Below are 13,279 nucleotides of genomic sequence, written 5' to 3'. Positions count from 1 at the left end.
GGTGGTGAGCGGCGGGCGGCTGAAGCGGCCCGCGACCAGATCGTCGAAGCCCATCACGCCCACCGCCTGCGGCACCGACAGGTCGGCGGCGGCGAAGGCCTCGAGCGCGCCGAGTGCCATCGCGTCGCAGGCAGCAAAGACCGCGTCGACCTCCTCCCCGCGCTCGATCAGGCGGCGCGCGGCGCGGCGGCCTTCTTCCTCGCGGGTGGCGGCGTTGACGGTGGGGGCAAGGCACGGCTCGAGCCCGGCGGCGCGCATGGCTTCGGCATAGCCCTCATAGCGCTCGGTGAACTGCACCTGCGGGGTATTGAGCGCGCCGAGGAAGCAGGGGCGACGGTAGCCCTGCGCGAGCAGATGCTCGACCGCCAACCGCCCGGCGGCGCGGTTGTCCGAGCGCACCCAATCGAGCTCGTCGAAGGGTGAGCCCCAATAGGCGACGCGGCGGGTCGCCCCCTCGATCCCGCGGAAATGCTCCCACGCGGCGGCATTGGTGGTGGTGCCGATCACCACGAGGCCATCGGCGCGGCCCTGTTCCTGGTAGTGGCCGAAGAAATCGCCCGGACGCGCCTGGAAGCTCACCAGCGTCTCGAAGCCCTTTTCGGACGCCGCGACGCACACGCTCCCGAGCAGGGCATAGGCGAAGGGGTTGATGGAGGAGGCACTGTCGCCCTCGCGGCAGATCACCACCACCGCGAGCGTGCCGGTCGATCCGCGCCGCAGCCGCGCCGCGCGCTCGTCGACGAAATAGCCCAGCGCCTCGGCCGCCTCGATCACCTTGCGGCGGGTCGCTTCGGCGATCGCGGGCGAGCCCGACAGGGCACGGCTGACGGTCGGCTGGCTGACGCCCGCCCGCTCCGCCACATCGAAGGATGTCGGCCGTCTCTTCGGTCCCCCGTTCATGGGGGAAGCTTCTAGGGCCTCACCTTATCCCCGCGCAAGGCTGGCCTGCATTGGTATACGCACTGGAAATTGGCGGCGGCTTCTTGCAGGTTGACACGAATGCGCGAATTGTGAACGTTCGCAAAGCAGGCGAGCGGGCCAACCGCGCGCGGGGAGAGGGATCGGCAACAATGGCAATGGCACCGGGTGCGGCATCGGCCGCTGGGATTGGCGCAAGCGACGCACCGCAGGTCGATGCGCCGGGGCTCAACTATTTCGTCTTCGCGCTGTTCTTCATCTTCGGCGGGATCACCAGCCTCAACGATGTCATCATTCCCAAGCTCAAGGAGCTGTTCACGCTCAACTTCTTCGAGGCGAGCCTGGTGCAGTTCTGGTTCTTCATCGCCTATGCGGTTGTCGGCATCCCCGGCGCGCGGCTGGTCAAGCGGCTGGGCTACATGCGCGGAGCGGTCGCAGGGCTGGTGACGATGATGGCGGGCTGCCTCCTGTTCATCCCGGCAAGCCAGACTGCGCTCTTCCCGATGTTCCTGTTCGCCTATTTCGTCCTCGCGACCGGCGTGGTGCTGGTGCAGATCGTTGCCAACCCGCTGATCAGCCTGCTGGGGCCCGAGCGGACGACCCACAGCCGCCTCACCTTCGCGCAGGCGTTCAACTCGCTGGGGACGACGATCTTCCCCTATGTCGGCGCGATCCTGATCCTCGGCAGCCTTGCGGGCGTCACCGCCGCGCAGCTCTCGGGCGAGGAACTGGCCGCCTATCGCACCGCCGAGAGCCAGGCGATCGTGGGCGGCTATCTCGGCCTCGCCGGAGGGCTCGCGGTGGTAGCGGGCGCCGTGTGGCTGTTCCGCGACCGGCTCGGCGGCGAGAAGCACGAGCAGACCAGCTTTGCCGACGGCCTCGCGCTGCTGAAGCGCCCGCGCTTCGGCTACGGCGCGGCCTGCATCTTCCTCTATGTCGGCGCGGAAGTCGCGATCGGCAGCTTCATCGTCAGCTACCTGATGCAACCGCAGGTGCTGGGCCTGGGCGAACAGGACGCGGGCAAGCTGATCTCGCTCTACTGGGGCGGGGCGCTGGTGGGGCGGTTCATCGGCTCGGCGGTGCTGCGCTTCGTCAGCCCCGGCCTGACGCTGGCGGCGGTCGCGGCGGGCGCAATCACGCTGATCGCGGTCTCGGCCAATTCCACGGGCGTGGTTGCCGGCTACGCGCTGCTCGCGGTGGGCCTGATGAACGCGATCATGTTCCTGACGATCTTCAGCCTCGCCTGCGAGAAGCTCGGCCCGCGCGCGGCGGACGGATCGGGGATCATCAATGTCGCCATCGCAGGCGGTGCGATCATCCCGCCGATGTACGGTGCGCTGGCGGACGCGACCAGCCTCGCCTTCGCGCTGGTGCTGCCTGCGGCGTGCTACGCGATCATCGCGGGCTTCGGGGTGTTTGCCAGAAAACCTGCGGTCGGCCCCGATACCTCGGGAGTTGCCGACGTATTTGAATAAGTATGCGCCCACTGGCGGATAGAACCCCACGCGCCTAGGTAGAGCGCGACGCAACAAGGGGCCCCGACCGCCATGAGCTTCACCGCTGACCGCCTGCTGCTGTTCGGAGCCACCGGCGACCTTGCCCAGCGCATGCTGCTGCCGAGCCTGTTCGCGCTCGACGCCGATGGCCTCCTCGCCGCCGACCTCAGGATCGTCGGCACCGCGCGCAGCGCCATGAGCGACAGCGAATACCGCAATTTCGCCCGCGCCGCGCTCGAGAAGCACCTCCCCGCCGAGCGCCGCGGGAGCATGGCGTGGTTCCTCAACCGCCTCGCCTATCAGACCCTCGATGCGACCACCCTCGACGGCTACGATGCGCTCGCCGAGAAGGTCGGGACGCCCGAGCGCGGTCTTGCGATCTTCCTTTCCACCGCGCCGAGCCTGTTCGAGCCAACGATCAAGGGGCTGCAATCGGCGGGGCTTACCGGCGAGACGGTGCGCATGTGCCTCGAAAAGCCGCTCGGCACCGACCTCGCCTCGAGCCGCGAGATCAACGACGCGGTCGCCGCCGCCTTCCCCGAACACCGCATCTTCCGCATCGACCACTATCTCGGCAAGGAGACGGTGCAGAACCTGCTGGCGCTGCGCTTTGCCAACATCATGTTCGAGCCGCTGTGGAACGCCGCGCACATCGAACACGTGCAGATCACGGTGGCCGAGACCGTGGGCCTCGAAGGCCGCGTCGCCTTCTACGACGATGCCGGCGCGATCCGCGACATGGTGCAGAACCACATGCTCCAGCTGCTCGCGCTGGTGGCGATGGAGCCGCCCGCGCACTTCGACGCCACCGCGGTGCGCGACGAAAAGGTCAAGGTGCTGCGCGCGCTGCGGGGCGTCGCCGCGAACGAGACCGTCACCGGCCAATACCGCGCCGGCGCGATCGGCGGGCAGGCGGTGCCGGGCTATGACGAGGAGCTGGGCAAGCCGTCCGACACCGAGACCTTCGTCGCGATCAAGGCGCATGTCGACAACTGGCGCTGGAAGGGCGTGCCGTTCTACCTGCGCACGGGCAAGCGCATGCCCAAGCGCGTGACCGAGATCGTGATCCAGTTCCGCTGCGTGCCGCACTCGATCTTCGCCGGGAAGGGCGCGACGATGCAGCCCAACCGGCTGGTGATCGGCATCCAGCCGGAAGAAAACATCACCCTCTCGCTGATGGCCAAGGTGCCGGGGCTCGATCGCGAGGGGATTCGCCTGCGCCAGGTGCCGCTCAACATCGCCATGCCCGACGCCTTCAGCGGCGCGGTGCGGCGGATTGCCTACGAACGCCTGCTGCTTGATCTGGTTGAGGGCGACCAGACCCTGTTCGTGCGACGCGACGAGGTGGAGGCGCAGTGGGACTGGGTAGACGCGATCCGCGCCGGCTGGGCGGCGGACGGCCTCACCCCCAAGACCTACACAGCAGGCAGCTGGGGCCCGAGCGCGGCGATCGCGCTCGCGGAACGCGACGGAGTGACGTGGCATGAATGACATCCTCCACCGGGTCACCCAGCGGGTGATCGAAAATTCGCGGGGCCCCCGCGCCGCCTACCTCGACCTCATCCGCCGCGAAGGCGACAATATGGGCGATCGCTCGGCCGTCTCCTGCTCCAACCTCGCGCATGTCTACGCGGGGATGGGCGACGACAAGCCGGCGATGGTTGCCGGGCGCGGGCCCAATATCGGCATCGTCACCGCCTATAACGACATGCTTTCGGCCCATGCGCCCTATTACCGCTACCCCGAGCGGCTGAAGATCTACGCCCGCGAGATCGGCGCCACAGCGCAGGTCGCGGGCGGCGTGCCCGCGATGTGCGACGGGGTGACGCAGGGCGAAACCGGCATGGAGCTGTCGCTGTTCAGCCGCGACGTCATCGCGCTCGGCACCGGGGTCGCGCTCAGCCATGCGATGTATGACGGCGTACTGATGCTCGGCATCTGCGACAAGATCGTGCCCGGGCTGCTGATCGGTGCCTTGAGGTTCGGCCACCTGCCGACGATCCTCGTCCCCGGCGGGCCGATGCCGACCGGCATTCCCAACAAGGAAAAGCAGCGCGTTCGCCAGCTCTATGCCGAGGGCAAGGCGACGCGCGACGAATTGCTGGCGAGCGAGATGGCGAGCTACCATTCGCCCGGCACCTGCACCTTCTTCGGCACGGCAAACTCCAACCAGATGATGATGGAGATGATGGGGCTGCACATCCCCAACGCCGCGTTTATCAACCCCGGCACCAAGCTGCGCCAGGAACTCGATCGCGCCGCCGTGCACCGCGTCGCCGAGATCGGGCGCAAGGGCGAGGATTACCGCCCGCTCGGCCACTGCGTCGACGAGAAGGCGATCGTCAACGCGGCCGTGGGCCTGCTGGCCACCGGAGGCTCGACCAATCACGCGATCCACCTGCCCGCGATCGCCCGCGCGGCGGGGGTGATCTTCGACTGGGACGATCTCTCCGAGCTGTCGAGTGCCGTCCCGCTGATCGCGCAGATCTACCCCAACGGGTCGGGCGACGTGAACCACTTCCACAACGCGGGCGGCATGGGCTTCGTGATCGGCGAGCTGCTCGAAGCGGGGCTGGCGCATGCGGACATCCTGACCGTGGCGCGTGGCGGCTTTGCCGAATACGCCAAGGAGCCCGGCCTCGAGGGCGAGGAACTGGTGTGGCGCGAGGTCGGCCCTTCGGGCGACGACACCATGCTCCGCCCCGTCGCCAACCCCTTCAAGGCGGACGGCGGGATGCGCCTGCTCCAGGGCAATCTCGGGCGCGCCTGCTTCAAGACCTCGGCGGTCGAGGAGACGCGCTGGACGGTCGAGGCGCCGTGCCGCGTGTTCGAGGACCAGCCGAGCGTCGCCGCCGCCTTCCGGGCGGGCGAGCTCGACCGCGACGTGGTGGTGGTGGTCCGCTTCCAGGGCCCGCGCGCCAACGGGATGCCCGAACTCCACAAGCTGACCCCGGTGCTCGGCGTGCTCCAGGACCGCGGGTTCAAGGTCGCGCTGGTCACCGACGGGCGCATGTCGGGCGCGAGCGGCAAGGTCCCGGCGGCGATCCACTGCACCCCGGAGGCGCTGGGGGGCGGACCGCTCGCGCGGCTGCGCGACGGCGACATCGTCCGGGTCAGTGCTGCGACCGGCGAGCTTTCCACCACCGCCGACCTCGATGCGCGCGAGCCCGCCCCCGACCGTCGCGCCGAGCTCGGCACGGGCCGCGAGCTGTTCGGCATGTTCCGCCGCTTCGCCGACAGCGCCGAGCGCGGTGCGAGCGCGATGCTGGCGACCGGAGACCTGTGACCATGAATATCGACGCCATCATGCGCACCGCGCCGGTCATCCCGGTGATCGTCATCGAGGACGAGGCTCACGCCGTCCCGCTTGCCGAGGCGCTGGTCGCCGGGGGCTTGCGCGTGCTCGAAGTCACGCTGCGCACCCCCGCCGCGCTGGGCGCAATCCGGGCGATGAAGCAGGTCGAGGGCGCGATCGTCGGGGCGGGCACGGTCACCAATCCGCGAGAGCTCGACGCGGCGCTCGAGGCGGGGAGCGAGTTCATCGTCTCCCCCGGCCTCACCGACAATCTCGGCAAGGCGGCGATTGCGGCAGGCGTGCCCTTCCTCCCCGGCATCGCCAATGCGGGCGACATCATGCGCGGGCTCGATCTGGGGCTCGAGCGGTTCAAGTTCTTCCCGGCGATGGCGGCGGGGGGCCTGCCCGCGCTGAAGGCGCTGGCCGCGCCCTTCGGCCAATGCCGTTTCTGCCCCACGGGCGGGATCAGCCTCGAGAACGCGCCCGAGTGGCTCGCTTTCGATCCGGTGCTCTGCGTGGGCGGCAGCTGGGTCTCGCCCAAGGGCGCGCCGGACAAGGCGGTGGTGGAGCGGCTGGCGAAAGAGGCTTTCGGGCTGCGTTAGTCCCTTCGCAGCAGCCAGCCGAACACCTCGGGCAGGCGCGCAGCCCAGGCGTTCTCCTCGTGCTCGGCGCCCTCGTAGACGCGGCTCTCCCAGTCGCGGCCTTTCTCCCAGCCCGCGCTGGTGAAGCGCGCGTCGACGACCTGCTGGTAAGGCGCGTAGAACTGGTCGAGCGTCGCGGTGCCGTGGTCCATCCACACGCGGCGACCATCGGGCTTGCCGAGGCGCGCGGCGAACCAGACGTCCCACATCTGCTTCACCCCGCTGTCCTCCCCCGCAACGCTGCGCGGATCGACCGCGGGCCAGTGCGAGGAGACGCAGCCCGCCCGGCCGAACACCTCCGGCTTCTCCAGGAAGGCGTAGCAGCTCATCAGCCCGCCCATCGAGGAGCCGACGATCGCGGTGTCGTCGCGTCCCGGGCGGGTGCGGAAGGAGGCATCGACCCACGCCTTCAGGGGCCCGGCGATCCAGGCGAGGTAGTTCTGGGAGATGATCTCCCCGCCTCCCGTCGCATCCATCTGTGCCTTGAGCGCCGGGGGCGCGGCGTCATAGGCGCTGCGGGGGAGATACTGGCGGTAGCGGTCCGGCCCCGGCGCCCAGATGCCGATGATGATGTGCGGCTCGACCTTGCCGCTTTGCACCGCCGCCAGCATCGCCTTGTCGGCCGCCCAGATCTTGTTGAAGTTGCTGTTCTTGACGTCGAACAGGTTGTGCCCGTCATGCATGTAGAGCACCGGATAGCGGCGCTCGCCCGCGTCGTAGCCCGGCGGCAGCCAGATCGAGAGGCGCTGGTCGGGCAGGCCCTCGGCGGCGACGCGCTCGTACTCGACCAAGCGTCCCTTCGCCTCGGCGGCCAGCGGCATGGCAAACCCGATCAGCGCGGCGAGCGCGGCAAGCAGTCGGAACATCTGTGTCTCTCCCTCGCGCCCTTATCGCGGCGGCAGGAGGAAGGATCAAGCCTCTGCGGCAGCCTGTGCGGCGAGCAGCATCGCGCCGATGATCCCGCTGTCGGTGCCGAGGCGCGGGGCGATGATGCGGTGCCGCGCGCCGCCGGGGAGGTAGCCGGCATCGAGTTCGCGGGCCCGCGCGGCGATGCGCTCGACCAGCCCGGGGGTCTGCGCGACCCCGCCGCCGATCACCACCTCCTCGACCGCGACGCTGGCGAAGAGGACGTGGCAGGCCTGCGCCACGTAGTCGGCGATGATCGCGTGAGCCGCGTGGTCGGCAGGAAGCTCGGAGAGCGAGGCGCCCCAGCGCGCGATCACCGCCGGGCCGCTGGCGAGGCCTTCGAGGCAGTCGCCGTGGTGCGGGCAGGTGCCGGGGAACTCGCGGTCGTCGGGATGGCGGCGCGGGTAGATGTGGCCGACTTCGGGATGGGCGATGCCGTGAACCGGCCTGCCGTCCAGCACCAGCCCGCCGCCGATGCCGGTGCCAATGGTAAGGTAGGCAAGGCTCCCGCTGCCCCCGCCGCCGCGCGCCATGTGCTCGGCGAGCGCGGCGGCGTTGACGTCGGTGTCGAAGCCGACCGGCACGCCCCCGAGCGCAGCGGCGAGGTGGCGGGCGACATCGGTGCCCGCCCAGCCGGGCTTGGGGGTGGTGGTGATGAAGCCCCATCGGGGGCTGGCGCGGTCAAGCTCCACCGGGCCGAAGCTGCCGATGCCCAGCGCGCTGACGCGCCCATGGCCTGCGAACCATGCCGCAGCCTCGGCCAGTGTCGTGGCGGGGTCGCGGGTCGGGATGGTGTGGCGGGCAGTGATCGCGTCAGGCGAAGGGCCGACCGCGAGCACGAACTTGGTGCCCCCCGCCTCGACCGCAGCCAGCATCAGGCGGCGCGCTCGAGCGCCAGCCCGGCGGTCTCGCCATCGAGCGTCAGGCGCAGCAGCGGGGCAGGCACCCCGCCGAAGCGATCATGGGGAAGGACATCGACGAAGCTGCACACGGTGAGGTCCGCGTCCACATACCAGCTGTAGGTCTGCTGCGGGGCACCCTCCGGATTGGCGAGCACCAGCCCCGTCCCGTTGAGCGGCCGCCACGGCCCCGCCATGCTGCCAGCCACCATCCCGTAGAGCCCTCCCGGTGCATGCCGCAGGCCTTCGGCGAAGGTCGCGGTCTGGGTCGACCAGAAGGCGTAGTAGGAACCGTCGTGGAACACCAGATGGGCGCGCTCGAGCTCGTTGTTGACGCCCTCGGCATGGAGCGCGGGAGGGATCAGCGCCCAGCCTTCCGGGCCCCTGCGGGCAAGGCCGAAGGCGCCGTTGAAGGCGCTGGCCGAGCCCGCGAGACTGGCGGTGAAGGCAAGGTATTCGGTGCCGTCGGCGGGGTCGCGGAAGTAGGCCGGGTCGCGGAAAGCCTTGATCTTGCCCGCCTCGCCCTCGTGGGCATCGGCGGGCATGTAATGCGGGCCGTAGCCGGTGACGAGCGGCGCAGGGAACGACCATTCACCCGGCAAGCCGTCCCTGCCGATCAGGGCGGTGGCCGACCACAGCTCCTGCTGGTAGCCGCCCGCACGGGCGTCGGTTCCGGCAGCAGTGAAGAACAGCGTCACCGCATCATCATGAAGCAGGGCAGAACCTGCCCATTCGCGTTCGTAAGGCACGTCAATCGCAGGCAGAACCGGGCCGAGATCGTGCCAGGCCGCATCACGCCGTTCGATCCAGTGGATCTTCGCCTCGAAGTGGCGCAGGGCCGGATCGCCGCGGTCTGGGGCGGTGAGCGCCATCCACAGCTCGCGCCCGGCGAGCCGCGTGCGGTGCCCGCTCGCGTCCTGCAGCGGCCACATGTCCCAGTAGAGCCGCGCCGGATCGAGCGCCCCGTGGCCCGCATCGCCCACCTGCGGGATCAGCACGTCGGCCCCGAGCGGAGCCTCGATCCGGCGCACCTGTTCGGCTGTCCACCTGCTGGTCATCCGAGCTGTCATCCCGTCACGTCACATCAATACAAGGGAGGGCCGGCCGCCGGGGGAGAATGGCGGCCAGCCCCGATAGCTCGCATCCGCTCGTCAGAAGTCGAACCGGACCGAGGCAAGCACGGTGCGCCCGGCGATCGAGCGGGCGCGCACGATCCCGTTGGCGGGGATCGAACCCTCCTCCGCCTCGGTGAAGCCCTCGGCGTTGAACAGGTTCTGCGCGTTGAGGCCGACCTCGATCCGCTCGATCGGGCGGAAGGCGACGAAGGCGTTGACCTGCGCGAAGGCGGGCAGCTTCAGCTGGTTGCTGTCCTGCGTGAAGCTGTCGGTGGTGCCGACCACGTTGGCGCCCAGCGTGAACAGGTCGCTCTCGTACTGCGCGGTGGCCTGGTACACGAGATCGGCCTGACGCCGCGGGGTGTTGCCGATGGTCGAGGCGTCGAGCGCGTCCTGGATCTCGGAATCGGTCCAGGTCGCCCCTGCCGTCAGCGAGAAGGGCCCGGTGCGCCACGAGCCCTCGAGCTCGATTCCGTAGGCTTCGTAGGTGCTGTCGAACAGTTCGAGCGGGGCGAGCTCGACATTGGTTTCCTGCGTCTTGGCGTAGAAGCCGGTGGCGTAGAAGCCGATCCCGCCCGACTGGTACTTGGCGCCCACTTCGAGCTGCCTGACCGTGGCGATCACGCCCGCATCACCCCCCGGCAGGCTGCCGTCGGTGGTGCTGACGGCGGGCGAGAACAGCGAGCGGTCGGCGGTGTGACGCCCGCCGCGGCTGTAGCGCACGAAGGCGCCCAGATCGTCGGTGAGGAGGTAGTTCGCCCCCAGCGAGTAGCTGAAGTAGTCGAAATCGTAGTTCACCGGACGCGCATTGCCGAGCGGCAGGACGCTGGTCTGCGCCTCGGCGGGGCTGATCGTGCCGTTGCGGTCGAAATCGAAGCTGGCAACGCCCGTTCCGAAGCCGGTATCCGATCCGGTGATCGTCCCGCTTGCATCGCCGAAATCGTAGCGGATCGAGGCATCGAGCGTCAGGCGCCCGGTCTCGAAGGAGAGCGAGGCGAAGGGCGCGTAGGTCGAATAGTCGACATCATAGGACCGGCGGCAGCAATTGCCGAAGAAGGTAGCGCCGAAGCCGACCGCCCCGTTCTGGGTGACGACCTCACCGCCTGCATTGCGGATGTCGACCAGCACCGCCTGCCCGTCGCCCTGCACGGTCTGGACGTGGCTGGTCCACAGCCAGTCGGTGTCGATGGTCTGGCGCGAGAGGTAGAAGCCGCTGGTGAAATTGAGCGAGCCGCCGCCAAGGTCGAATTCCTTGTTCACGCGGAAATCGTTGGTGATGTTGTCGAGGCTGTTCAGCCGGGTGTTGAACACCACCACGTTGGTGAGCAGGCCGTTGCCGCCGATGGTCGCCGGGTTGGCGACCTGCCCGGCATTGGGGCCGCTCGCAAAGAGGATGGTCGAACCCGCGCCGCCGATGGCGTTCGCCACGTTCTGCGCGCTGTCGGCCCCGGCCGGGAAGGGCGACAGGAAGCCGCCCGAATTGTCGGCGAAGCGGAAGCGGTTGGTCAGCGTCCAGCCGCCGCCCACGTCGATCTCGCTCTCGATCCCGAAGGCGAAGGACTGCACCGAAAGCCCGTCGCGGAAGTCGAAGGTGGCCGGGTTGTTGTTCCCGTCGAGCGTCGCCGCCTGGCCGAGGAAGGGGCTGTAGAGCGAATCGGTGCGCGGATCGAAACCGGGGATCGCCTGATAGCTCGGCGAGCCGTTCGAACCCGTCACCCGCACCGGCTGGGGCAGAATGGTCGGCGTCGTGTCGTCGAGATACTTGGCGCTGAACCGGATATAGCCGCCGTCGAATTCCTTGGTGATGTTGGCCTTGATCTGGCCGCCGTCATAGCCGTTGTAGCCGATGTCGCGCGGGCCCTCGCCGGTGCGGTAGAAGCCGCCGACGTGGAAGTAGAGATCCTCGGCGAGCGGCGCGCCGTAGTCGAAATCGAGGCGATAGGTCTCGAAGTCGAGCCCGACAGAGCCCTGGATCGCGCCGCCCTCCTGCTCCCCGGTCTTGGAGATGAAGTTGATCACCGCACCCGGCGCGTTCGAGGCGAAGGTCGAGGCCGAGCCGCCGCGTACCGCTTCGACGCGCGCGACCGAGCGGTCGGCGCGCAGGAAGTTGTCGGCATTGCCGAAGATGATGTCGCCGAATTCGAGGATCGGGAGGCCATCTTCCTGCAGCTGGATGTAGCGCGCCCCGCCGGTCGAGACGGGAATGCCGCGCACCGCGATGTTGGCGTTGCCCTCACCGCCCGAGGCTTCCGAGCGGATGCCGGGGATCTGGCGGATGAGGTCGGCCGAGGAGGGGGCGTTCAATTTGGTGATCTCGTCGGCCCCGATGGCGCTGACCGAGACCGAGCTTTCGATGCGGTTCTGGCCGCGCGCGACCGCGGTGACGATGATTTCCTCGCCCTCGACCGTCTCGTCGGTGGTGTCCTGCGCGAAGGCGGGGGCGGAGATGAGGGCCGACACGGCGGCACCGGCGCAAAGCGCGTAACGCAATTTCATGGGTCTTCTCCTCTCAAGGCACGCGCATCTTCGGGCGCTGGCGATGCGAGACCTAAACGCCCTGCAAACGATTGCAACAGGAATCTTGCAATCGTTTGCAAATGACTCGGATTCGTGTCACCTCTCCGCCACAGCGCCGGTTATAAGGCGCGAGGCGAGCAAATGGGATGAGGCGTCACATGTCGGAAAAGCCGCGGCTTTCGCTGCTCAGAATCGTCGAGATGAACATCGGCTTCTTCGGCCTGCAGTTCTCCTTCGGGTTGCAGCAGGCCAACATGGGGCCGATCTACGGCTTCCTCGGCGCGGACGAGGCCTCGATGCCGCTGCTGTGGCTCGCCGGGCCGATGACGGGCCTCATCGTCCAGCCGATCGTCGGCGCGATGAGCGACCGGACCAGCACCCGCCTCGGCCGCCGCACCCCCTATTTCCTCGTCGGCGCGGTGATCTGCTCGCTGGCGCTGTTCGCCATGCCCTATTCCTCGGCGCTGTGGATGGCCGCATCGCTGCTGTGGATCCTCGATGCGGGCAACAACATCACCATGGAGCCCTACCGCGCCTATGTCGCTGACCGGCTCGCGCCCGAGCAGCGATCGGTGGGTTTCCTCACCCAGAGCGCCTTCACCGGCCTTGCCCAGACGCTCTCCTACCTGGCGCCCTCGCTGCTCACCGCCTTCGTCGCGAAGGACGTGCTGGACAACAACGGCATTCCGGTGATCGTGCGCATCGCCTTCGTGATCGGTGCGATCCTTTCGATCTCGACGATCCTGTGGTCGGTGCTGCGGGTGCGCGAGCTGCCGCTGGATGCGGCCGAGGCGGCCGAGCTGGCCGAAAAGCCGCTCACCGCGCGCGGCACGCTGGCCGAGATCCGCGACGCGTGTTGGCAGATGCCGCGCCCGATGCGCCAGCTGGCGGGCGCGATGCTGTGCCAGTGGTATGCGATGTTCGCCTATTGGCAGTACATCACCTTCGCCGTCGGCCGCAGCCTCTACGGCACCAGCGATCCCGCGAGCAGCGCCTTCCGCGAGGCGACGCTCACCACCCAGCAGGCGGGCGCGCTCTACAACTTCATCGCCTTCCTCGGCGCGCTCGCGCTGATCCCGATCGTCAAGCGCTTCGGCGCGCGGCCCACCCATGCCGCCTGCCTTGCCGCCTCGGGCGCGGCAATGCTGCTGATCCCGGGGGTCTCCACGCCAGCGGGGCTGTTCGTGCTGATGCTCGGCATCGGCATCGGCTGGGCCGGGATGATGGGGAACACCTACGTGATGCTCGCCGACTGCATTCCGCCGGAGCGGAACGGCATCTACATGGGGATCTTCAACCTGTTCATCGTCATCCCCATGCTGATCCAGACGCTCACCATGCCGCTGATCTACGCGCCCCTGCTCGGCAGCGACCCGCGCAACGTGCTGATGCTGGGCGGCGTCTTGATGCTGGCGGGCGCCATCGCTACGCTGCTGGTCGACGCCGGCCACCGCCGCCCCCGCGAACAGGGGCTCGCCGCCGGCTGAAGGGG

Annotated in this window: 10 protein-coding genes; 5 read left to right on the top strand and 5 right to left on the bottom strand. The window is 68.8% G+C overall.

The window, feature by feature from the left end; genetic code table 11:
• Positions 1-900: LacI family DNA-binding transcriptional regulator (locus AX692_RS09720; protein WP_073977649.1), on the bottom strand; the 900-nt coding region annotated here is incomplete at its 3' end.
• A 170-nt stretch (positions 901-1,070) separates the two neighbouring features.
• On the opposite strand from AX692_RS09720, the gene AX692_RS09715 reads away from it, so the two are divergent.
• The 4 genes from AX692_RS09715 (at position 1,071) to eda (ending at position 6,311) form a co-directional block, all read left to right on the top strand.
• On the top strand, positions 1,071-2,393 hold the full coding sequence (locus AX692_RS09715) for a sugar MFS transporter (RefSeq protein ID WP_073973836.1): 1,323 nt from the start codon (positions 1,071-1,073) through the stop codon (positions 2,391-2,393).
• 72 nt (positions 2,394-2,465) lie between these two features.
• The gene (zwf, locus tag AX692_RS09710) at positions 2,466-3,905 is read left to right on the top strand and encodes a glucose-6-phosphate dehydrogenase (protein WP_073977648.1); all 1,440 of its coding nucleotides are present in this window, start codon (positions 2,466-2,468) and stop codon (positions 3,903-3,905) included.
• Positions 3,898-5,700, top strand: a complete 1,803-nt coding sequence (gene edd, locus AX692_RS09705; protein ID WP_073975864.1) for a phosphogluconate dehydratase — start codon at positions 3,898-3,900, stop codon at positions 5,698-5,700. The genes zwf and edd overlap by 8 nt, the downstream gene beginning before the upstream one ends.
• Before the next feature lie 2 nt (positions 5,701-5,702).
• Positions 5,703-6,311, top strand: coding sequence for a bifunctional 4-hydroxy-2-oxoglutarate aldolase/2-dehydro-3-deoxy-phosphogluconate aldolase (gene eda / locus AX692_RS09700; RefSeq protein WP_073975865.1), 609 nt, complete (start codon positions 5,703-5,705; stop codon positions 6,309-6,311).
• Here the strand turns inward: eda and AX692_RS09695 are convergent.
• From AX692_RS09695 to AX692_RS09680, 4 genes are all read right to left on the bottom strand, one after another.
• Positions 6,308-7,216, bottom strand: a complete 909-nt coding sequence (locus AX692_RS09695) for an alpha/beta hydrolase (RefSeq protein WP_073975866.1) — start codon at positions 7,214-7,216, stop codon at positions 6,308-6,310. The genes eda and AX692_RS09695 overlap by 4 nt on opposite strands.
• A gap of 45 nt (positions 7,217-7,261) precedes the next feature.
• Complete coding sequence (locus AX692_RS09690) at positions 7,262-8,131, bottom strand: ROK family protein (RefSeq protein WP_073977245.1); 870 nt, start codon at positions 8,129-8,131, stop codon at positions 7,262-7,264.
• Positions 8,131-9,213, bottom strand: a complete 1,083-nt coding sequence (locus tag AX692_RS09685; protein ID WP_081095241.1) for a glycoside hydrolase family 68 protein — start codon at positions 9,211-9,213, stop codon at positions 8,131-8,133. The genes AX692_RS09690 and AX692_RS09685 overlap by 1 nt, the downstream gene beginning before the upstream one ends.
• Before the next feature lie 93 nt (positions 9,214-9,306).
• Complete coding sequence (locus AX692_RS09680) at positions 9,307-11,766, bottom strand: TonB-dependent receptor domain-containing protein (protein ID WP_073973605.1); 2,460 nt, start codon at positions 11,764-11,766, stop codon at positions 9,307-9,309.
• A gap of 179 nt (positions 11,767-11,945) precedes the next feature.
• Here AX692_RS09680 and AX692_RS09675 point away from each other — a divergent pair, with 179 nt between their 5' ends.
• Entirely contained in the window at positions 11,946-13,274 is a 1,329-nt protein-coding gene (locus tag AX692_RS09675) for an MFS transporter (protein ID WP_073973606.1), read from the top strand.
• The last annotated feature ends 5 nt before the right edge of the window (positions 13,275-13,279 follow it).

Source organism: Erythrobacter donghaensis (assembly GCF_001557325.1).
Lineage (GTDB): Bacteria > Pseudomonadota > Alphaproteobacteria > Sphingomonadales > Sphingomonadaceae > Erythrobacter > Erythrobacter donghaensis_B.
The sequence above is the reverse complement of the archived record's forward strand: the minus strand, read 5'-3'. Positions and strand labels throughout refer to the sequence as shown.